Source organism: Bifidobacterium sp. M0399 (genome assembly GCF_016100595.1).
GTDB lineage: Bacteria > Actinomycetota > Actinomycetes > Actinomycetales > Bifidobacteriaceae > Bombiscardovia > Bombiscardovia polysaccharolytica.
Map to the genome: position 1 here is coordinate 151,977 of NZ_JACFSD010000003.1, position 22,765 is coordinate 174,741.

At 51.7% G+C, this 22,765-nt stretch carries 11 protein-coding genes, 1 tRNA gene and 2 pseudogenes; 9 read left to right on the plus strand and 5 right to left on the minus strand.

The window, feature by feature from the left end; genetic code table 11:
- Positions 1 to 27 precede the first annotated feature (27 nt).
- Together H3V09_RS07530 and H3V09_RS07535 are read left to right on the plus strand one after the other, a co-directional pair.
- Positions 28 to 2,493 (plus strand): hypothetical protein, encoded by a 2,466-nt coding sequence (locus H3V09_RS07530; protein WP_198191546.1) that lies wholly within the window; start codon positions 28 to 30, stop codon positions 2,491 to 2,493.
- Positions 2,494 to 2,854: 361 nt separating this feature from the next.
- Positions 2,855 to 4,477, plus strand: coding sequence for an ATP-binding protein (locus tag H3V09_RS07535; protein WP_415873511.1), 1,623 nt, complete (start codon positions 2,855 to 2,857; stop codon positions 4,475 to 4,477).
- A 508-nt stretch (positions 4,478 to 4,985) separates the two neighbouring features.
- On the opposite strand, the gene H3V09_RS07540 is transcribed toward H3V09_RS07535, so the two are convergent.
- The 3 genes from H3V09_RS07540 to H3V09_RS07550 form a co-directional block, all read right to left on the minus strand.
- A tRNA-Ser gene (locus tag H3V09_RS07540) sits at positions 4,986 to 5,073 on the minus strand.
- A 133-nt stretch (positions 5,074 to 5,206) separates the two neighbouring features.
- On the minus strand, positions 5,207 to 6,649 hold the full coding sequence (locus H3V09_RS07545) for a catalase (protein ID WP_198191544.1): 1,443 nt from the start codon (positions 6,647 to 6,649) through the stop codon (positions 5,207 to 5,209).
- A gap of 301 nt (positions 6,650 to 6,950) precedes the next feature.
- Positions 6,951 to 8,393, minus strand: coding sequence for an Nramp family divalent metal transporter (locus H3V09_RS07550; protein WP_220702266.1), 1,443 nt, complete (start codon positions 8,391 to 8,393; stop codon positions 6,951 to 6,953).
- A 192-nt stretch (positions 8,394 to 8,585) separates the two neighbouring features.
- Between H3V09_RS07550 and H3V09_RS07555 the strand changes: the two genes are divergently transcribed.
- The 4 genes and pseudogenes from H3V09_RS07555 to H3V09_RS09040 all read left to right on the plus strand — a co-directional run.
- Positions 8,586 to 9,314 carry a metal-dependent transcriptional regulator gene (locus H3V09_RS07555; protein ID WP_198191543.1) on the plus strand — a complete coding sequence of 243 codons (729 nt, stop codon included), beginning with the start codon at positions 8,586 to 8,588 and terminating at the stop codon, positions 9,312 to 9,314.
- 454 nt (positions 9,315 to 9,768) lie between these two features.
- Positions 9,769 to 12,204, plus strand: a complete 2,436-nt coding sequence (locus H3V09_RS07560) for an RICIN domain-containing protein (RefSeq protein ID WP_198191542.1) — start codon at positions 9,769 to 9,771, stop codon at positions 12,202 to 12,204.
- A gap of 77 nt (positions 12,205 to 12,281) precedes the next feature.
- On the plus strand, positions 12,282 to 13,304 hold the full coding sequence (locus tag H3V09_RS07565; RefSeq protein WP_198191541.1) for a glycosyltransferase family 2 protein: 1,023 nt from the start codon (positions 12,282 to 12,284) through the stop codon (positions 13,302 to 13,304).
- Position 13,305: 1 nt separating this feature from the next.
- A pseudogene (locus H3V09_RS09040) lies at positions 13,306 to 14,388 on the plus strand (glucosyltransferase domain-containing protein); the annotation flags it as partial.
- A 493-nt stretch (positions 14,389 to 14,881) separates the two neighbouring features.
- Here the strand turns inward: H3V09_RS09040 and H3V09_RS07570 are convergent.
- Positions 14,882 to 15,928 (minus strand): glycosyltransferase family 2 protein, encoded by a 1,047-nt coding sequence (locus H3V09_RS07570; protein ID WP_332460998.1) that lies wholly within the window; start codon positions 15,926 to 15,928, stop codon positions 14,882 to 14,884.
- A 400-nt stretch (positions 15,929 to 16,328) separates the two neighbouring features.
- On the opposite strand from H3V09_RS07570, the pseudogene H3V09_RS09045 reads away from it, so the two are divergent.
- Positions 16,329 to 17,714 (plus strand): annotated as a pseudogene (locus tag H3V09_RS09045) (DUF6020 family protein); the annotation flags it as partial.
- A 156-nt stretch (positions 17,715 to 17,870) separates the two neighbouring features.
- Here the strand turns inward: H3V09_RS09045 and H3V09_RS07575 are convergent.
- Complete coding sequence (locus H3V09_RS07575; protein ID WP_198191540.1) at positions 17,871 to 19,016, minus strand: acyltransferase; 1,146 nt, start codon at positions 19,014 to 19,016, stop codon at positions 17,871 to 17,873.
- A 543-nt stretch (positions 19,017 to 19,559) separates the two neighbouring features.
- Between H3V09_RS07575 and H3V09_RS07580 the strand changes: the two genes are divergently transcribed.
- Together H3V09_RS07580 and H3V09_RS07585 are read left to right on the plus strand one after the other, a co-directional pair.
- Positions 19,560 to 20,357, plus strand: a complete 798-nt coding sequence (locus H3V09_RS07580; RefSeq protein ID WP_198191539.1) for a glycosyltransferase family 2 protein — start codon at positions 19,560 to 19,562, stop codon at positions 20,355 to 20,357.
- A gap of 433 nt (positions 20,358 to 20,790) precedes the next feature.
- Positions 20,791 to 22,707 (plus strand): cell wall-binding repeat-containing protein, encoded by a 1,917-nt coding sequence (locus H3V09_RS07585; RefSeq protein ID WP_198199048.1) that lies wholly within the window; start codon positions 20,791 to 20,793, stop codon positions 22,705 to 22,707.
- Positions 22,708 to 22,765: the final 58 nt, after the last annotated feature.

Genomic DNA, 22,765 nt, shown 5'->3' on the forward strand with positions numbered 1-22,765 from the left:
GAAGGTGAATTGCCGGCAAGGGGCGTAATGGTTGACTGTTTGCAGGCGTTTCAGTTGCTGTTTTATTCTGGCTATTATTGCTTTGTTCCTGAGCGCACTGTGGAAGGAGAGGGACGGATGACAAGGGAGTTGGAGCTCTCGCCACGGCACGGCAGCGAGTTGGTTTCTGTTCAGTATTCGTTGGAGCTTGCGAACGACAAAGGTATAGAGGCTGGAATTAGCGTTGCTAAAGCGACCGGAGATTTTGGTGATGGAATCTACGTGGAATCCATTGAAGAAGATGCTGCATCTGACCATGTGCAAGATGACGCGCGGCTTGATTACAAGATAGCTGCAGCTTGTGGAGTGGTTGCTGGTTTATGCGATTCGATTTTTGTTGGCAAGTTCTCTCTGGACAGGGCGAACGAGTGGGGTTCGGAGAAAGTCAATGAATTCGTGGTTTGGGTGGCAAAGCAGCATTCTGGTTTTAGAGGAGAGTCCCTGCGTGATGCCATTAATTTCTTAGAAGATGAATATCCTTTTGTCGGCGATAAGTACACAGCCGAATTTGGCGGCGGTTTGCAACATCATCTCAGGGACTTTTCTCACCACTTCTCCCTTGAAGGATTGGTGTTCTCGATACTCACTCAATTTACCGGAAAGGTATACGGCACCAATCAGTACGGAGATTTCATTGCAATCCCGGTGGAAGAACAATGGTTTAAGGAAGGACTGATCGGTGATAATTTCTGCGAAAGGCTGTTCTTAGGCACAGTGCGGTGGTTCTTGCACATGGCGTCTGACATGGCAGGGTCAAGTTCGAATCCCGGTCAGGGCACAGGGATACCTGGACCTTTGCTCTCTATTATTAAGGAATTGTCCGCCTTGCCCGTGTTTGAAAATGCCATGGATTCTGGCATGGGGGCACGCAAATTCATTTCCAAGATGTTCAATGGGACCTTATTTGCACAAGTGGATGATGAAGGTCGTAAAGTGCCTCGTAGGTTTAACCTGCGAACTGAAATTGGAATTGTGCATGAACTGGGGCGCCAGGCGCTTCCAGTGTTGCTGAATGAATGCTTGACGCGGGGCTGCTATTTTCTTCATCATCTTTATCTGGAGATGAAAGATAATGAGGTCCGCTCTTTGTCCGATTTGAAGCAGCTGGACATGGACCGAATTCTTCCATTCAATAATTCCAGAGTTGTTCGCATGGTATCCATTGCCTCGGCCACTTTTACTGCGGTGGATCTGGCGGATGCTGCTATTCGGGCTGCATTGGTCGGGGTTACGGAAGGCAGGGTACTTGCCGGCAAGGAGTTCTTGCTGAGAGTCAACTACGTAGGTGTGACTCGTCTGGTTTTCGCAATAGGTGTGGATGTCAAAACGGTATGGGAACGAAGAGCAAGTCACAGGCAGCGGCAGCAAAACGACAATTCGGCCGATCGGGCGACAACGGAAACGCTCTCGTTGAAGCCGGAGCATCTATCTGTTCTGTTCTCGATAGAGCGACTGGCGCTTTATGAGGACATAGATCGAAGTAAGGCAGTGGATCGAGGCGAAAAAGAAGAATGGTTTGGCAAATGGTCTGAAAACCTCCCTGCTGACTGCGTTCTTCTTAATCAGGGGCAAGTGAAAGAGAGAATTGAAGAACTTGATGCACGAGACGGAACTACATGGAAAGCCTTGGTTCTGATTGAACTTGCACGGTTTGTGCCGTATGACTCCTATCGCTCTGAAATGGAGTCAGAGAATCCTGACGGAAGTTCAGACTCCTCAATCAAGAAAACAAAATGTCCAAAATTCGATTCGAAAATTCTCGAAAAGTTATGGCGTGATGTAAGCGGCGCTTTGGATAAATCCCCGGTGCAGCAGACCGCTAAGGCGCTGAATAAGAATGTCGGTGTATTGGATGGTAGCCGAACCAGGAAGATTGTCGGTGCTGCGGGAACTGCCGCGGTTGCGGTTGCTACGGGAGGTGCAGCGTTTACATTAGCGCCAGTCATAGCGCCGTTGATTGCCGGATCGGCTGTTGCCGGCCTATCTGGTGCTGCTCTTACCAGTGCGAGCCTTGCAGCGGTTGGCGGTGGTGCATTGGCTGCAGGAGGTCTCGGTATGGCAGGTGGCACAGCCATAATCGCTGGTGGCGGCGCAGTCTTGGGTTTGGTTGGTGGTAGTGGGGTAACTGCTGTTACTTCGCTTCTCACTGATTCCAAAGGAGCGTTTGCCCTCGACGAGTGTTCGAAGCTCCTAACATTTTGCCAATCCGACTTTGCTCAAGCTGATATGAAGCCAGAGACGATTGAACGGATGCGACAAGGCTTGCTCGATCAGATTGAACGAATGGAAATTCAGCAGGAGATTCTCTCTAGGCGTTCTGAAAATAAGGAATTAGATAAGGCTGAGAAAAAAGAAACCAAGAAAGAGCTCTCCGGTCTTAAGAAGAGTTTGGGTTACATGCGTAACTGCGAAAAGGAATTGGTGAAGCTGATCAATCAAAAAAGTCACTCGTAAAAGATTACGGTAGCCGCCAAAGACGATGTCGGATTGGTCTGATTAAGTACAGCGCTGGAGCCGGAATCATGACGAGATGTGTATGCATCGGATTCTGCAGATTGTCCTCTTGGGGAATGCAGGGAATGTCCCTGATTAAAGTCTTGTTCTGCTTTTTAGTATTCCAAGTTACTGATTGCATTGGAAATGTTAAAGGGGGGTCCAGTTCTCTCTGCTGCCAGACTGTTTGTTTAAGGGTAGTTTTAACTGAATTCAGTTATCCTTTACCGGAATTCAGTGAAAAAGTATATAATTCAGTTAAGGCCAATAGCTCAGAACAGGTGGTGGACGACGGATGGCGTGTGAGTACGGCAAGGAGACTTTGTCCAAGGAATTCAAAAGTGATCTCAAGGGCTTGCCGGACTCCGAATTGGTAGAAGCAGTTGTTGCCTTGGCCAATACGGATGGCGGATGCTTATACTTGGGCGTTGAGGATGATGGCACGCCTACCGGTGCGCAGCAAAAGCATCAGGATCCGGTTGGAATGGCTGCGATGATAGCCAATAAGACTGTGCCACCGATATCGGTTCGTGCACAATTGGTTGGCAATGACATCGCGGTTGTTCAGGTCGAGGTGCCCAAGGCGCAGAGCGTGGTATCAACAAAGTCGGGTAAGATTCTCCGTCGCATGATGAAAGTGGATGGCACGCCTGAAAGTGTACCCATGTATCCGTATGAGTTTGCAACTCGTCTTTCTGATCTGGGAAAGCTCGACTATTCAGCTCAGCCGGTGAGGGGATCAACTCGGGAAGATTTTGATCCGTTGGAGCGTGATCGTCTGCGCAGGATCATCGCCTCTTATCAATCTGGTGACCAGAACCTTCTTGAGCTTTCGGATGAGGATATGGAAAAATCGCTGCGCCTTGTCGTATCGGTCGATGGGGATTTGACGCCAACCTTGGCTGGCTTGCTGCTCATTGGCAACGAAGATGCATTGCAGCAGTTCGTTCCGACGAATGAAGCGGCTTTCCAAGTTCTTAACGGCACTGACATCAAGGTGAACCAGACGTACCATGGCCCTTTGCTCAAGACCATAGAGCAAATATCCGCGTCGTTTAAGCCGTGGAATCCGGGGACGGAGCTGAATGTGGGCCTGTTTTCTTCGATGGTCCCCGAGTTTGACGAAAGGGCTTTTCGAGAGGCTTTGGTTAATGCATTCGGTCATAGGGACTATTCGGTTCTCGGGCGTGTGCGCGTATTGGTAGACGATGCTGGCTTGACCATCGCCAATCCCGGTGGGTTTGTGGAGGGTATCAATGTTCATAACCTGCTTACAGCTGAGCCACATGGGCGTAACCCATGTCTGATGGATGCATTGAAGAGATCTGGCCTCGCCGAACGCACTGGGCGTGGGATCGACCGCATTTTCGAAGGTGCCCTGAACTATGGCCGTCCTCTGCCTGATTATTCGAGATCCAACGGGCGTGGGGTATCAGTGCTGTTGCCGCGCAGTGCGCCCGACAAGGCGTTTGTGGAGCTGCTGGCCGAGGAGCGTGAGCGTAGTGGCAAATCCATGTCTCTCGATGGGTTGCTTATTCTGGACAAGCTCAAGAGAGAGAGGCGCTGCAGCTTTGACGTGTTGTCGAAATCGATGGACATGAGCGACCAGCGTCTACGCACGGTTTTGGGGCAACTGACTGAATCCGGTCTTATCGAAAGCGCCGGCACTGGGGCTCGCCGAACATATATGTTGGGTGCAAAGGTGTATCGGCGTAGCGGCAAGGTAGTGGAATACGTTCGCCAATCGGACATCGATAGAGTTCGGTACTCCGAATTAATCATCAAGCTGATCCATGAACAAAAAACGGTGAGTAGAAACGACGTAATGGAACTGCTGCACCTAAGCGCGAATCAGGCGTATTACCAGTTGCGGAAGCTCGTTGATGAGGGGCGTATCAGAAAAGTTGGTAGTGGAAAACGTAAAGCACGGTACGAGGCGGTGTAGTGGATAAATCAATTGGGATATCCCTAATCGAGTCTACCTGAATTCAGTTATTTTTAACTGAATTCTGTAAAACCAGTGTCCGTTTTACGCTGTTTCTCAACATACACGGTCGCATACTCGCGAAATGTGATCTTGCTTCCGGTATTGGTCTTACCCGGAACCTTCGGCGGAGTCCACGCATTCAAGTTGATAGGGTACATGCCTTATTGAATCATGTCTTGGCCTGACTCTCTTTCTCTTCATCGAAGTTCTTGTGGATGCGGACAGTGTTTGTACTTTGCGAAGTGCGTGCCATGGTAATCAACCCCAGCTGCCGCAGACGGATGAACAACGTCGTTTTTGGACTGAATGCTTGAGCGCTAAGACGATACCGCTTAACTTACTCCAGATAACGGGTCAAAAAGAAAGAAGACGGAGCAGGGACAATCTTTGAAGTGTCGCCAAAAATGTTGCAATCCCGCCCTTCTAAGTAACAAAAAGGGATTTTTGGAAAACCAAAAATCCCTGCTGGCGGAGGATACGAGATTCGAACTCGTGAGGGCGTGAACCCAACACGCTTTCCAAGCGTGCGCCATAGACCACTAGGCGAATCCTCCAAGGCTGCAGTGAACGGGGCCTTAGCCTACGTGACCCTGATCAAGGCAACTAGGAAATAGTAACACAGGGCAAGGATTGCAGGCCAGTCCAGACGTGTCGCCGACAGTCCTCGCCCTGTTTCTGTTTTCTGTGTTACTTGATCTGGTCCATGGAAAGGCCAAGGGCCTCGGCCACACGCTGCCCGTATTCAGGGTCGGCCTGGTAGAACTGCCTGGTCTCGAGGACCTGGATCTCCTGGTCATCGACAGAGCCCAGAGTGTTCTTGATGGTCTGGATCAGGCGGTCCTTCTCTTCCGGGCTCATCAGCCTGTAGAGACGGCCGGCTGCGGAGTAATAGTCCTTGTCGTAGGGACGGGAGTACTCGGTTTGCCCTTGGACAGCATCGCCATGCATGCAGGCATCGTTGTCTTCCACGGGGCCACCCTTGCTGTTGGGCTCGTAGTTGACTGATCCATCCTGGCCTTGGGACATGAACCCATCGCGCTCGTAGTTGTGGACCTCGTTGACTGGCCGGTTGATGGGCAGCTGTTCGTAGTTGGCGCCCAGACGATAACGCTCGGCGTCCTTGTATCCGAACAGGCGGCCCTGCAGTAGCTTGTCGGGCGAGGGCTCGATGCCGGGGACGAAGTTGGCGGGGGAGAAGGCCGCTTCCTCCACATCATCAAAGTAGTTGGTCGGGTTGGTGTCCAGCACGAACTCGCCTATCTCAATGCGCGGATAGTCCTTCTTGGAGACCACCTTGGTCACGTCGAAGATATCGTCCTTGTAATCCAGGCCCTCCTGATAGGGCAGGATCTGCACGCAGACCTTCCACTTGGGGTAGTCGCCCCGGTCGATGGCATCGTAGAGATCGTGCAGCAGGAAGTCCGTGTCCTCGGAAGCGACCTTGGCGGCGGTCTCATCGGTCATGTTTTTTACGCCCTGCTCGCTCAGGAAGTGGTACTTGACCCAGAACTGCTCGCCCTTGGCATTGACCCACTTGAAGGTGTGGCTTCCGTAGCCGTTCATGTTCCGGTAGCTGGCCGGGTTGCCCCTGTCGCCCATCAGATAAGTTACCTGGTGAACCGACTCGGGGGAGTGGGACCAGAAGTCCCACTGCATCTCCTGGCTGCGCAGATGCGTGGCCGGGTCCCGCTTCTGCGAGTGGATGAAGTCGGGGAATTTCAGGGGGTCGTTGACGAAGAATACGGGGGTGTTGTTGCCCACCACGTCGTAGTTGCCCTCCTGCGTGTAGAAGCGCAGGGCGAAGCCGCGCACGTCGCGCAGGGTGTCGGGATAGCCGGATTCGCCGGCCACCTGGGAGAAGCGCAGCAGGATGGGCGTGGTCTTGCCTGCTCCGTTGAATAGGTCGGCCTTGGTGTAGGCGCTCATGTCCTTGGTCAAGGTGAAGGTTCCCTTGGCTCCGGCCCCCTTGGCGTGGACTACGCGCTCTGGGATGCGCTCGCGGTTGAAGTGGGCCAGCTTTTCGAGGAGCTGGTAGTCCTGCATGAGGATGGGTCCGCGGGTGCCCGCCGTCTGACTATGGTTGTTGTCTGCCCAAGGCTGCCCTTCGTTGGTAGTGAGTTTGTCGTTCATGTTTGCTCGATTCCTGTGCCATCTATGATTTTGCGATCGACGGTCACACGCGGGCCAGGTCTGTGACCCCGCTTTTGGCCGGCCGTCCGGTCGCTTATAGCAAGACCCTTGATAAAATCCTGCTATCATCCACCGTATCTGGCAGGCAATGGACTTGGTGGATATGCGCGCTGAGCGAGAGTCAGATATCTCACTAATCAAACGAGGCGTTTATGACGTCTCGGACAGCATTGCAAAAAAGCCGCCGACATTGCCTTATTCATTCGGCAAATGGCGGCGGCTCTCATCAGAGCATTGATGCTCAGAGCATCTGTATCAGTTCGCCCACATCCTGGATGACCAGCTGGAGGTTGAGCCCGGTCAGGACAGCCACGACAATCCAGGCCAGGAAGGCCATCCATCGGGGGTTGGCGTATTTGCCCATGATCTTCTTGGAGGAGGTGAACCAGACCAGGGGGATCATGGATATGGGCAGGGCCACGCACAGGAAGACCTGGGAGTAGACCAGCAGGCTATCCAGGGCGGACTCCTTGCCGCCGAAGGCGATGGTGCAGATCAGCACGGGAATGATGGAGATCACACGGGTGACCAGCCTGCGCAGCCAGAGAGGGATCCTCATGCGGATGAAGCCCTCCATGACGATCTGCCCGGTCAGGGTGCCGGTAATGGTCGAATTCTGACCGGAGGCCAGCAGGGCTACGGCGAAGAGGGTTGAGAGCAGTCCTGAGGCGACCGGCCCGGCGATGGTCTTGTCGCCAAGGGCGTTGTAGAGGGCGGTGAAAGTGTCCAGCCCTTCACCGTGTCCGAAGAACATGGCCGCACCCAGCACCAGCAGCAGGCAGTTGACCACGAAGGCGGCAGACAGCTGGATGTTGGAATCCCAGGTGGCGAAGCGAACAGCGTTGGCAACCTGACGGTCGTCGCTTCGGTCGAAGTCGCGGGTCTGAACGATGGATGAATGCAGGTAGAGGTTGTGCGGCATGACCGTGGCACCCACAATGCCCAGAGCCATGGTCAGCTGTCCGTTGCCCAGGATGGCTTTGTCGGGGATGAAGCCGCGGAAGACCGCAGGCATGTCAGGCTTGGCCAGGAAGACCTCGTAGAGGAACACCGCCATGATGACCAGGATCAGGGTGGCCACGATGGCCTCGATGCGGCGGAAGCCGATTTTCGTAAGCAGCAGGAGGATGAGCACATCCAGGACGGTCAGCGTCACGCCCAGGACCAGCGGAATGCCGAAGAGCAGCTTCAGGGCAATGGCCCCGCCGATCACCTCGGCGATGTCAGTGGCCATCACGGCCAGCTCCGTGCAGATCCAGAGGACGAAGCTCAGCCGACGGCTGGTGTGCTGGCGTGTGGCCTGGGCCAGGTCCAGACCAGTCACGATCCCCAGCTTGGCAGACATGTATTGCAGCATCATGGCGATCAGGCTGGAGATGAGGATGACGCTCATGAGCAGGTAGCCGTATTGGGCGCCGCCGCCGATGGAGGTGATCCAGTTGCCAGGATCCATGTAGCCGACTGCCACCAGGGCGCCTGGGCCTGAGAAGGCGGCCAGATTCTTCCAGAAGGAGGAGGTCGAGTTGGGCACGGAGACTGTGGCGTTGATCTCCTCCAGGGAGCGCCCATTGGCCGTCTCGATGATGGGGTGGGATTGGCGCTGCCGACTGGACGGCGGAGTCCTGACTTCGGATCCGGCTGGACTGGCGGACCCTGAGGAGGGTCTGGTCTGACTGTTCGGCATGACACCTTCCTTGATTTTGGTTGCTCAAAGGTCTGGAAGAAAACTTCGACCCTTCGAAGTCTAATGGTGCCACATGAAAATTGCGAGACCTTGACGAGGACATGTCTGTGACATTGTCTACATGCCAGATTCTGCTGATGCTTGACTAAAAATTGGGGGAGGGGCTAAGGAATTGTGCTATAGACTGTGCACATGGACGTCATTCAGCTTTCCACCAATGTCCAAGACTATCTCAAAGTCATTTGGGATCTGGAGGAGTGGGACGATGGCCCAGTCCACCCCACGGATATCGCTGAACGGACCGGCATGAAGCAATCGACCATTTCTGGCGCCCTCTCGCGAATGGTTAATGCCGGCTTGGTAGAGCATAAGCCTTATGGGCGGGTTGGTCTCACTTCGGCAGGTAGGCGCTCGGCCGTTACCATGGTTCGTCGCCACCGTCTTCTGGAGACTTTCCTGGTGGAAGTCCTGGGCTATAGCTGGGATGAAGTGCATGAGGAGGCTGATGCCCTTGAGCATGCCGTCTCCGAGAAGATGGTTGACAGGATTGATCGTTATCTGGGCCATCCATCCCAGGATCCGCATGGGGATGCCATACCGACCGAATCCGGCAGCATGCCCGATGTCCCACTAACGAAGTCTCTGTCTCAGGTGGAAGATGGGCAAACCGTACGGGTATGGCGAGTAAGCGATCAGGATCCAGCATTGCTCAGGTACTTGAGCAAGCACAGGGTACGCCCAGGGACCTTGCTGAAATTAGTTTCGCCTGGGGACGCATCACAGGGGGCGCAAATCCGCGTTCAGAAGATATCGGCCGGGCAAAGTAGTCCCAATAGGGATGAGAATGAATCGAAGGGGATTGCTGAGCCTTTGGAATTGGATGATGCACAGGCTTCAAGAATCCAGGTAGTTGTTCAATAGATTTTATGCACTGCAGATGTCACGGCAGCAACGATGGTTGTGCTGTCCATCAGGGAACACGTCCATCATCTCCGACTATGAGTTCATGGATTATTCCACCATGCAATGTTTTTCTGTTGGGAGTCACGGTGTTGGGGGTCATGGCATCCCCTGCATCTGCGGGAAGATCCAGCTAAATTCCCGAAAACGTCCAGACTCTGTCCGGCAGCAAATGAATGGACGTATCGCTTATCGTCTTCAAGCAAGGTTCCGGACCAATACATACGCCTTTTCTTAGGTTGAGGTGTCCGCTCGGCAGGCCTTGGAGCTTTCAGTGACGCTGGAAAGTCTGGTATCTGGTATGTTTCGAAACCAATTCCGCGATCATTGGACGAACTCGGCTTTACCTCCTAAGCTGGTACCAGTGTGGTTGGTGGGTTCATTGTTGCATGACGATTGAAGGGGAGCCGTAACAGTGCTTTGGTCTGTGATTAAAAATATTTTGGTTATTGCTGCCTCTGCTGCAATGGCTGGCCCTATGGGATTTCAGCCCAGCGCACCTGGATCCACGGCTGCTGAATGGAATACACAGTCAGCAACGCAGGAAAAGGTGGCGGAGGAAGGGCCTGCGAGCCCCTCGACAATAGGCGATCAGGACCAGTCGCAGAGTGCATCTATGCCGGACAACCCCAATCAACCACTACCAGAGAAAATCAGCAACGCCATCCCTAAGGATTCGACCGTAGTTGCGAATGATCTGGCTTTGACGCCAGACCAGCAGCTTAAGCAATTGGACTCAGGCAAGAAAGTCACCGATCCGAAAATCGTTGGGACATCAACCCATCAGGCAGATCCTTTGGCTAAGACCAATGGAGAATCATTCATCCCTGTTCATGTGGATAAAGTCAGGAAAGCCATAAAAGATTCCAAGACGGATTCCGATCAACAGACCAAGGGCAACCAAGGTGAAGAGGCGAGACCGGCAACAGCTGATTCCTCCGTACGGTCGCGTACATTCTTTGCCTCCTTGCAAAATAATGAATACGGTGCTCACTGGGGCTCGTATCAAGGTTCACAGGCATTTTTTGAGGCTGATGGTACTCTCTTCGCGGAACAGGCCAAGGGGGTCATCGATGTTTCTGTGTGGCAGAACACTATAAATTGGGAGGCTGTAAAGAACTCCGGAGTCGACGGCGCCATCATTCGCCTAGGCTACGGTTGGGGCAATGGCCTGGATAAACAAGCCAAGAGAAACATCAGCGAATGCAAGCGTTTGGGAATACCTTTCGGGGTCTATATCTACTCATACGCCTATGACGCCAATACGGCCGCTGCCGAGGGCGACAATGCGGTTGCCTTGTTGAGGCAGGCCGGGGTCAGTCCTTATGATCTCAGCTATCCCGTTCATTATGACTTGGAAAATTGGACTTGGGCGGGTCACAGTCATCCCACCAATCCTGGAATCTATGATCAAATAGTCAATACCTGGTGGGGCAAGTTGTCATCTGCCGGATACAACAGGCTTTCCTTGTACTCATACACCAACTATCTTTATTCTGCCTTGAATTCTGATAACCTCCATTCCAAGACGCATTGGGTGGCTAGCTATGGTCCGCGTACTGGTTTTCATTTCAGAACTGCTGATAAGGGTTGGCAATACAGTAACAGCGGTTCAATCAGCGGCATCAACGGGCACGTGGATTTGAACGCCTTTAGCAACACACGCAGTCAGCCTGACTTTAATGGAACCGACCCCAATTCATTCGCTTCCAAAGTAACGGACGTGCCTGAAGGGCGTTACTATATCGCCAGCCTGTTTGACAATCGCTATGTCGACGTAACAGGAGCCAGTCCCGACAATGGCGTGCCTCTGGATATCTGGCCCTACAACGGGCAGGATAACCAGCAGTTCTATATCAAGCCGGCCGGTGGCGGTAATTACACCATTGCGACTGGCTACAGCAAAGTGGTGGATGCATCAGGACCTTCGGCTGATAACGGGACACCATTGATTCAGTTTTCGGCAAATGGCGGTCGCAACCAGCAGTGGACCCTGTATAGGTGCATCGATGGTTCGTACTACATCGCTTCTGTGTATGCCGGAAGCCGGAACAAGGTTTGGGACATCACTGCCTCGAATGGCACCCCGGGATCCAGGCTGGAATTATGGGCGGCTAATCAAGGCGAGAACCAAAGATTCAAGCTGGTGAGCGTTAATGGAAGCGGCAACGGCAACCCTTCAGCATCAGGTCAGTTGGTGAGCGCTGATGGTGGGAAGTACTGGTATGAGAACGGAGAGAAAGCCCGTTCCAAGGAGATATATGATTCTTCTGCCGGACTCTGGTACTGGGCAGGTGACGACGGTCAGCTGGCCAAGGGTTGGAAGACGCTGCCTGATGGGCGAAGGGTGTATTACGATCCCCGTACCTTGGGAATGGCCCATGGCGAAAGGCTCATTGATGGGGCCTGGTATTACTTTGCCTATGACGGCAATATGGTCAGAAGCCGGGATCTCTACCTCACTTCCAACGGCGGAAAATATGTAAGATACGCCGCCGATGGAAAAATGGTCAAGGGCGAAAGCAGCAAGGCCGGCAAATGGTATTTCTTCGACCCCGTTACCGGTGCCATGGCTAAGGGGTGGAAGCATGTGTCGTCCAACGGCGGCAAGTGGGTCTACTACGATCCGTCCAATGGCCAGATGCTCCATGGAGAGGCCTATATCAATGAAAATTGGTACTACTTCAACGATTGGAGCGGCGCCACCACTTATGGATGGAAGCACTTGGCATCCAACGGCGGGAAGTGGGTATATTACGATCCGGTCATGGGGTGGATGCTGAAGGGGTGGCACCAGGTCGATGGCTCCATGCGCCACTTCGATGAGACGACCGGGGCGGTGCTCAATTGATTCGTAGTTTGTCTTTCTAGCAATCCTTTGCCGGTATCCTGCAAACTTGGTTGAGCATTGGTTTAAAGTTGGAAACCATGAACACTGCTGGGCAATTGAAATCGGACCTGCCTAAAAGCCGGACAGCCGAATCTGATCAGGGTTGCGGTAGGGGCGCTCCGCAACTCGCCTTGGTGATTCCCTGCTACAACGAGCAGGATGTTCTGCCCATCACCTTGCCCGTCCTGAATACCAAGCTCTCAGACTTGGAAAAGCGTGGGTTCATCACAGAGAATAGCTACATTCTTCTCGTGGACGACGGATCTCAGGATTCCACATGGTCGATTGTCGAGTCGAGTCATTCCCAGTACCCTACGAGGGTGCATGGCCTTAAGTTTTCTCATAATAGGGGACACCAGAACGCCCTGTATGCGGGGCTTATGGAGGTTCTGAATCGTGGATGCGACGCGGCCATTTCAATGGATGCGGACCTGCAGGATGACCCCGATGCCATTGATGCAATGGTAAAGGAGTATGCCAAAGGAAGCGACATCGTCTACGGAGTCAGGGACAACAGGGATACCGACACTGTTTTCAAGCGATCGACAGCGGATCTGTTTTATAAGATGATGTCATGGCTGGGAACCGACACAATACCGAACCATGCTGATTACCGGCTTATGAGCCGTACGGCCTTGGAGGCTCTTTCTCACTACACTGAAGTCAATTTGTTTTTACGGGGCATCGTTCCTTCTCTTGGTTTCCCCCATAGCAAGGTGTATTACAAGCGCGGTTCAAGAGCAGCAGGCGAGTCCAAGTATCCTTTGAAGAAGATGATGTCATTCGCAGTGGAAGGCATTACGTCTTTTTCGATCACCCCGCTCAGGGCCATCACCGGCATCGGTCTCATTTCGGTTGCGGTAGGCATAGTGATCCTTATATATGTGCTGGTCTCCTTCTTCTGTGGTCGTGCAGTGGCCGGCTGGGGGTCCGTGATGTGTTCGATCTGGATCCTTGGAGGGCTGATCCTGTCAGGCATTGGAGTGGTGGGCGAGTATGTTGGCCGAATCTATTTGGAAGTGAAGCATCGACCCCGCTATATCGTCGAAGAACGCATCTGATATGTGTCAAACCGCATTGCAACCGGGAAAGTCTCAACAGGATAATTCAAAAGAGGTATTGAACGTGAAATCTGCCCCCTCTCGGCATGCGCTGGTGCCTATCGAATCGCTGAAGCGTCACGCTGGCATTGCTCTATTGGCCTTCATCCTCAACGGTGTTGCCTTTGCTCCCCTGATTGCCCGTCGACATTACTCGGTGGATTCCTATCATCTGATTGACGACCAGAATGCTCTTTGGTATTTGCAGAATGGCCGATACTCATGGTGGCGTTTGACGCTGATGGCGGACAGCCTCGGTCTGAACCTGGTTTTGCGGCAGCGACTGTTCATGGCAATCTGCATTGTCGGATTCTCCATCTCTTTGGTTATTCTCACGGCCTCTTTTGCCAGGCTGGGTGGAATATCATCCTTTGCTGGGCAGTGCTGTCTGTGTCTGACCTTGTCGGTGGTATGGATCAACGTATTCGTACTTGAATTCCTCTTGTTCCCTGAAAGCGCTGTGTCTGCAGCCGTCGGTTCCGTATTCGTCAGCTTGGCCGTCAGCCTCATCCTTGGCAGACGGAATGCTTGGCTGTCGACTGCATCGTTGATTTGTCTGTTGATTGCCCTGGGGTGCTACCAAAGCTTGGTAGGCGTGTTTTTAGCGCTCGCCTTGCTGGGCGGCTGCCTGACTTCTTTACGGGAAGGGCATGAGCCTTTTACACGGGTGATGCTTCGTTGGGCCAAGGTGCTGGGCATGGCTGCATTCGGCTCTGTTTTTAATGTCATCTGCGTAAGATATTTGATACATATTAAGTACATAGTCGATCCTGGCCGTGGAGCCGGGCTTTCTTTGCCAAATATTGTCTCCAACTTCAAGCAGGTGTTGAGATACCAGCTGCCTCTGCTCAATAATGCCGATGGACTCATGCCCAAATTCAGCGTTACCCTGATAATGCTCTTTCTGATTGCCCTGCTGGTGCTGTCTTTCCGTACCAGGCACAATCTGCCCTATGGACAATTGGCTTGCGCCGCCCTGGTCGCCTATCTGGCAGTCTTTGCTCCTCACTATATCGAGAAGAATATCCTCTTGACACCGCGCAGCAATATGGCTTTTTGGGCTTGGGTTGCGTCAATAACCACGGTTTTTGCGGTCTCCCTGCTTGCATCCCGGCATCAGCCGCTCATGGTCAGAACCTCGACCGAGTCCATGCCGGAACCAGAGCGAAAGGCCGAAGTCACGATTGAGGGGACCGAGGCCTTCCCGGGCTCTGACAACGGTGCTCTGTATGCTGCAAGGCTTATCGCCGTCTCTGGCGTCTTCCTGCTCTTTTCAAGCGTATGCATGGCGGACATAGCTTATGATGCCTATGTCAGTAATACCCAGGACCAGGCCTATGCCCTGAGTGTCGCGCAGAAGATCAAAGAACATGAGGCTTCCACCGGGCAACGTGTAACAGCTATCGCCATAGTTCCGGATGCAAGAGTGCATGTCAAATACGACAGTGTGCGTTATCAGAGGTACGAACTGAACCGGCGCATCATGAATACCCCTTACTCAAATTATCAGATGATCAATTATCTGAGTCATTCGAACCTCAGCAAAATCGAGATGCCTCGGTCGGACTATCGCCGCTACTTTGCCGGTCGGGACTGGAACCAGCTTGATTTGGATCAGCAGCTGGTATTCTCTGGCGACAAGGCCTATCTGGCCTTGTACTAGCGGCTTGCTGTCTGTTCAGATACGCGAACTGGTTTCGAGCCAGGATGATGTGTTTGCGCTCCTCGGCTGCCATGATGTCCAGGATGATACCGGCCACGATGAGCAAAAGGCCGGCGATGACGAGCATCACGGATCCGATAAGCGTGGGGAAGCGTAGAACCACGCCGGTTTTCCAATAGTCAATCATGACGCTCAGAGTCAACAGCAGCCCGACCATGGATATCAACAGTCCGGAAATGCCAAAGAATGGCAATGGCCTGTACTCGCGTATCATGCGGAAGATGGTTGACATGACTTTAATCCCGTCACCGAAGGTATCCAGTTTGCTCACCGATCCATTCGGACGGTCGCGGTACTGGATGGGGATTTCGCAGATGCGCAGGTTGTTGTCCAGGCTATGAATGGTCATTTCGGTTTCTACCTCGAAGCCCGAGGAGGTTACGGGGCAGGTTTTGGCAAAGGCAAAGGATACGGCTCTGAAACCCGTCATGACATCCGTCAGATGGGCTCCGAAAAGCAGGTTGATTGAAGATCTGACCAGTCGATTGCCAAGGCCATGCAAGGGCCGTTTATTTTCTTGGAAATAGGTGGAGCTGAGGCGATCACCTGAGGCCATGTCATATCCCTGGAGGATTTTGGAGACAAGCTCCGGCGCCGCTTCGGCCGGGTAGGTGTCGTCCCCGTCAACCAGCACATAGACATCCGCATCAACCTCCTCGAACATGGCTCTGATGACATTGCCCTTGCCCTGCCGAGGTTCCTGGCAGACGATGGCGTTTCGTTGCCTTGCTATGGAAGCCGTTGCATCCGTGGAATTATTGTCGAAGACATATAGGTCGGCCGTTGGCAAAGCCCGACGGAAATCGTCGATCACCTTGCCTATAGTCATCTCCTCGTTGTAACAGGGAATAAGTACGGCCACATGTGCTTCCTTGTTCTTCCTTATCTCTTCCACAAGGCACAAGCTTACCAATCAACGCAACAATGAATCAGGGTCGTATTCTGCGGCTTCCTGGTGGTGTTGCAAGGTAGGCGGGAGGTTAAGCTTGCATTATTGACGTATCCATCAGTATGCAAAGGGAATCATGGTCGGACTTCGCAGGACTGGTTCGAATCGAATCAGGCCGATCGCACATGGCAAGAACCGTGACGTGTTGCTGCAAGGCAGAGCAATGGAAGGGTGCGTTTTTCCTTTGCTGCTGGGAGTGCTTTTCTCTCTGTCTTCCGATGCAGGAACCTATGGTGCCATTCAATGGGGTCAGGCGCATCTGTATCTGAATATCGTGCTCTATGGAATGCTCTTCTGGGTCTTGTTCGCTACCATGTTCCGATTCTGCTTTCCCGATAGGATCGGTTCTTTTTCGGATGACCAAACCGGAAAGCAAAAAAACAGCCTGATACGACGGCTGTATTTCAATCATATTGAATCGCCCAAAGGCGTGCTCTGCGATGGCATACGGATACTCATCTGCTGGCTTCCGTACCTGATACTTCTATACCCGGGTTCGCTTTTTTGGGACACCGGTGATCAGCTGGCCCAATACTACGGGATTGCGGCTTTCAGCCAGGCCCCGGGCGTCATATCTGACCGGCATCCCTTTTTTGATACTTTTCTTTACGGTTGGTTTTCCGACCTTGGCCGGTTCCTGACGGGCAGTCCGAATTTCGGTTTTTCCTTGTATGTCATAATTCAGGTCATACTATTTGCGCTCTGCATCGCCTGGCTGCTGGCCTATATGTCCACAAGGGCGATGGGGGAAAGAATCATCGCCCTTTGCACGGCCTTCTTCTGCCTTTTCCCTCTGGTTCCCATGATGGCTATGATGATTTGCAAGGATACGACCCATGCCTTGTTTTTCCTGCCTTGGGCCATCCTGTTTGTAAAGCTGGTCGATGGTCGGCTGGAACCCTTGAAGAACCCCCGTTTTCTCAGCGCCTTTATTGTTCTGACCCTCCTAAGCTCGCTGACGAAGAAGATGGGCCTTTACATCATTGTGGTGAGTCTGCTCCTGCTGGTTCTCGGCCATTTCCGAAGGAAAATGAAGGTTCTGGCCGCTTGCTTGGCGGCATCGGCATGGCTGGTTGTCAACATGCTGATACCTGCATGTCTTTTTCCTGTGCTGCATGTGGTGCCGGGTGAGAAGGTCGCAGCAATTGTCATGCCTGTACAGGTGCTGTCAAGGACGGCTCATGATCATCCAACAGCAATCGCCGATTCCCAGAAAAAAGCAGTAGATGAGATGATGCCTTTTGGCTGGGAGGGAATGGCCGCAAAGTACATACCTTATATATCTGATCCGGTCACCGGCTATGGGGCGAACGGTCCAAAAGGGTCCCTGCCCGGTTTCGCGCGTTTGTGGGTGAACTTAGGACTTCATCATCCCTTGTCGTATTTGAACGGCTTCTTCTGCTTGGAGGGTGGATGGACGAGTTTTGTCGGCCCGCAATCCACCAAGGCCCAGAAACCCCCGTATAAGCAAGATCCCATGGTGATGCGCGTGTACACATGGACAATGACGAATCCTGATACATACTGGCGGCTGCAAAAGGATCCGCACCCCAGTTGGCGTCAACGGCTGGCCGATGAAACATTCCAGATGTTGACAACCATACCGGTGCTGAATGTCTGCTTCTATGTGGCTATTTGGTCATCGGTCATACCCTTCTTCATTCTGTATGCCGCTTGGCGAAGGCGTGGCAGGCAGCGCTTGATGGTATCGGCCATGCGGCTGGCGCCCTATTTCGTTTCAGTGCTGAGCCTGTTCGCATACCCCATATCGTTTTCCGTCCCGGGACGGATGGATCCCACAAGGTATGTGTTTCATGCAGTGCTTACGGCTCCCCTGGCCCTGGGGGCTCTGTATTCAGCCAATAAAAAGATGTCTGAAGAGGGGGATTTTGCCGCCAACCCAGCTTATAAAGGCAGCAATCAAAACAATAGCGGCCACCAGCACAAGATTGATGAGCATGGGCGCCTTGTAGAATAAATGGAAATGCAGGATCAGATCACGAATCACCAATATCAACATCAGATGCAGGTAATAGATGCCAAGCGTATTGGAGCCGATAGCCGTGACGATTGCATTCAGGCCTGACGGGACTTTCCTGACCTGTATGAATAACTGGAATAGAGCGATGGCCAAGATCAAGGTTAAAACGTTCTGATAACCGGACTCTATATCGAAAGATATGCCCTTTGTTCGGGCTTGGAACCGTTGCAGGGTGAAAAGCAAACCCCAGGCCAATAGGGCCACGAGAGCAAGGCAGATGTTTTTCGCCCTCGCGCTTGAGAAGTGGCGAGACAGCCAGGCTGCTATATCGTGCCCGTAGCCTCCGGCAACGAAATAGACCAGGGCGTAACCATAGTCTCCCAGCATGTTGTATTGGCTGATCGAAGCGAGCACTTGCGGAACCTGATGCCCGCTGTAGCTCGACAGTATGTCTTTGGCATTGTCTCCTAGCGTTACAGCGAATATCAGAGCACCAAGCACAATCGTGACATAGGCCAGATATCGTTTCCCGTTCGGGTCATCGTAGACAGTCTTCAGTATGGGGAAAACAATGTAAATGGCCAGCAGCGCATTGATGAACCAGAAGTAGCCCAGAGGAACCACGTCGTAAGAGCCGCCCAGAAGATACTGGGGAACGGATTTCCAATCTATGCGTTTGCGCATCAGGGCACTGAGTATCGGCAAGCTAATGATCTTCCATGCCAGCAGGATGAATACCATCCTAAGGATTTTATGAAGATGCTTGTCCGCCGAAAATCGCGAGTTCATCAGAAGATACCCATTGACAGCAAAGAACAAGGGCACTCCGACCACTGAGAACGTTGATGCGAGGTTGTTCAGGGCGGTGTCGCTGACAAAACCGGTGTAAAAAATGTAATGTACAAAAATAACAAGAAATATTGCCAGTGATTTTGCCAGATCCAGGCCAGCGATCCGATCCTTATGGACTCTTTGTCTCACTGCATGTTCAGGAGGAGCAGCTCTTCGCAGGTTATACATCTGCAGCCTCTTTCGTGTGAAAACCCCAGAGCTAATCACGTGTGTGATCATGCGCAATCGCCGACGAGAACTGGATCCGACATCTATTCCATACTCGATTCTGAAATGTCAGCATAAGCCGCAACCAACCACCTCAACCTGTGTATTGACTTTACTCCCCTTGAAACTGTGACCCACATGGTCATTGGGTGATGTTTACCTATTCTCGTCATGATCAGGCTTTGCATAAAAACAATCGGTGCGATTTCCAAGTCATTCCTCCAGGGCTCTGCTGCCGAGCTGTTGGAGAACTGATGAGCGTTGTTGCCTACCGGTAAGGAATATGAGCCCAGCCTGGTACAACTAGACTTTATAGCATGCTGACTGCAAGGAATCCAAGTTCTTAGCAATCCAGACGTGTTTATCTTTATAAGGCTTGCCGAAGGTGAGGTGGAGTTTATGTCTACGGGCCTGTCTTTGAGGGAGAAGCGCAACAGGCTGAGGCGTCTTGGTACCCGATGCGGTCGGGCTCTGGTGCCTGGTCGTCCACGAATCATTGCCTCTATGACCTCGTACCCTGCCCGCATCGAGACTGTCCACCTGGCTATAAAATCCCTGCTTGCCCAGAAGACCCTGCCCGATTTGATTATTCTTTGGCTCTGCCGATCTGATTTTCCAGGTGGAGAGCGTGATCTGCCTTCCAGCTTGAAAGACCTGCTTTGGATGGATGTCCAGGTGCGTTGGGTCGATGATGATTTGAAGCCGCACAAGAAATATTATTGGGCCCTGCGCGAATTTCCGAACGATTTGGTTGTCACAGTTGATGATGATTTAATCTACAGGAATACCATGATTGGGGATCTTCTGGCGGCTCACCGACGCTATCCGCAAACCATAGTGGCTTCCCGCACCCATCTCATCACATTTAACAGAGACGGCAGTCGTAAAAAATACGAAGATTGGATTTATGAGGCGCCGCATTATCATCCCCGCCTGGTGGGTGTGCCATCCATGCGTCTATTTGCCACTACCGGCGCCGGCACGCTCTTCCCTCCACACTTGATGCCCGACTCTACCTTCGACAAGAACTTGATCATGTCTCTATGCCCCACCACGGATGACGTGTGGTTGAAAATTATGCAAGTAAGAGCCAACCGACCTATTCCGGTAGTGGCTTCCACAGATGATCAACTTCTGCAATATGTGCCCGGCACTCAAGAAGAGGCACTCTGCCACGTCAATACTGAGAGCGGAGGTAACGATCAGGTTTTCCAACGAATACTCGGCTATCTAAACGCACATGGATGCCGGCTGGATTTCGACAATGCGGTTCGAGACGATGAATTGAATAAGTTGTTGTAATTCGGTTTCGACTGGATAATGTATGCACGTCTATCAAATACATAGTTCAATCAAATAGAGCAGTGCACTTTAGACGCAGAAGTTTAATACACAGTTCTATATGGCAACGGTCAGTAATACTATATAATATAGTTCTAGGAAGGAGCGGGGCCACAAAATCCAATCGGTTAATCAACAGAGCTATAGATTCTGATTAAGGCAATGATGAGTCAGATTCTATGACACTCGAGATTGCCAACTACTCATGTAGGAGTATAGTGTTGTTGACGAAGGGGCCGGTTGGGTTCTTTCACGATAATAGAAACTGATATGTAGTACAACTTATACGATGAAGGAGAGTAAGTTGTCAAAAGTTAAAACATCCCTACCGTTGAAGCTGGGAGCCGGCCTAATCTGCGGTGCAACACTGATTGCATGCGTAGGTGCTTTGACTGTGCCTGCACGAGCTGCTACGGAATCGAAGTGCGGAGATGACAACACACTCAAAGTGTGCGTACCAAATGGTGCTCTTCGTGACGCTATCAAACAAAGTGTAGATACAATTAACAGCGCAGCTGGCGTAGCTGGTTCAACAACAGATGATACTTTAGTAAAGGACGTAAAGGACAAGGCCCTAAGGCTAACTGTCAATGATCAGGTAAATTCAGATCCAGCTTTTGACTTAGCAGGTCTGAGCACTTTCACTAAAACTACGTCTCTCACTTTGAAGAATGATGGACTTCGAGATTTGAGTGAGTTGTCAGGTCTGAAAGATTTGGAAACCTTGGATCTTTCAGAGAATCCAATTGTTGATGGCCTTACACAGCTAAACAAGAAACCTAATTTAAAGACCCTTACGGTGGACGGCAATGGAAGCCAATTTATCGATGGTTTGTCAACTGTTGGCTCGTTCAAGAGCTTAACGAAGCTGTCTCTTCAGAATCAGAGACTTACTGATATCTCTGCTCTTGGTGGGTTGAAGAATCTAACAACGCTTAACCTGACGAACAATAAGATATCAGATGTCACTCCGTTGCGTAAACTGACTGCTTTAACAAGTGTTACTCTTGACAAGAACCAGATTAAAGATATAACGCCTCTTCTTGGTAACTTGTCATTGGCAGAATCCGGGTTGAAAGCTGATGAGCAGGCTATTACGCTGAAACCTGATCATGAATTCAATAAAAAAGCTGATTGGGTTCTTGATGGTCTAAAGATCGGCCGGGTTTACGCGAAGATTACGGATCAAAGCCCAAGTGGAGTGCGTGCGCCAAATAACAGCAAAGTTACCTGGCCTGCACCAGCCAGCGATTCTTATGTGTGGTTTAAGTTTGATACAGATGTATCAGCACCAAATAACGTGAAGCTCGGTCATTATTCCGGTCAAGTTATGCAGTTCCGAAGCGTAATTCAACGGCTGTCAGGCAATGATCGGTACGACACAATGGGTGAGATTGTCGAAGAAGCCTATAATACCGTACCATCTAATGGCACGGTGATTGTAGCTTCTGGAGATAATTTCCCCGATGCACTTGCAGCTTCCGGTCTTTCTGGCCTAGCAGATGCTCCGGTCATTCTGACTAACTCGTACAGGCTTTCTGCTCGCGCAGATGGACAGATTTCTCGTTTGAGCCCTAATAAGGTTATAGTTATTGGCGGGGAATCTGCAGTTTCTGATAGTGTTGTAAACCAAATTGAAAAGCGTGTTGCTCGAGAAGCAAAGGTTGTCCGTATCTCAGGTGATACACGTAGGGATACAGCTAATGAGATCTTTGCTCAGGCAAAGAAGCAGGTCAGCGCAAATTGGCAGGATGACACTGCGATCATAGCTACTGGTGAAAACTTCACTGATGCCCTGTCAATCTCTGCATATGCACAAAAGAACAAATATCCTGTTTTCCTGAGTGGCAAAACTGGTCTCGATGCGAGTACCATTAAGGATATTAAAGGGTATGGCTTCACCAAGATTGTAATTGCTGGTGGATCTGCCGCTGTGCCTAATAGTGTAATTGCTCAGTTGAAGGGTGCTGGAGTTTCTGAATCAAACATTGTTCGTCTGGGTGGTGCTACGCGCTATCAGACCTCGCTTGAGATTGCCAAGTTTGCTTATAGTGACTTGAGACCTGCGACTCCAGTATTTGCGACTGGTGAGAACTTCCCTGATGCACTTGCTGGCGGGGTACTAGCTGGAAGAAAGGATGCGCCACTTCTCTTGGTGAGCCCAGACACTTCTGTCAATCATGACGCGCTCAACTGGATCAAATCTACTCATGAGTTCGTCCGGAACGGTACTGCTTATGTACTTGGAGGAACTGATGCAGTAAGTGAGGCGGTTTCAGCAGACATTGCCTCAGTGTTGACTGAACAGTGATAACTTTAGATAATCCACTAGTTGGATGCTAAAATAGTTCACATTGGTGGCTCCTGAC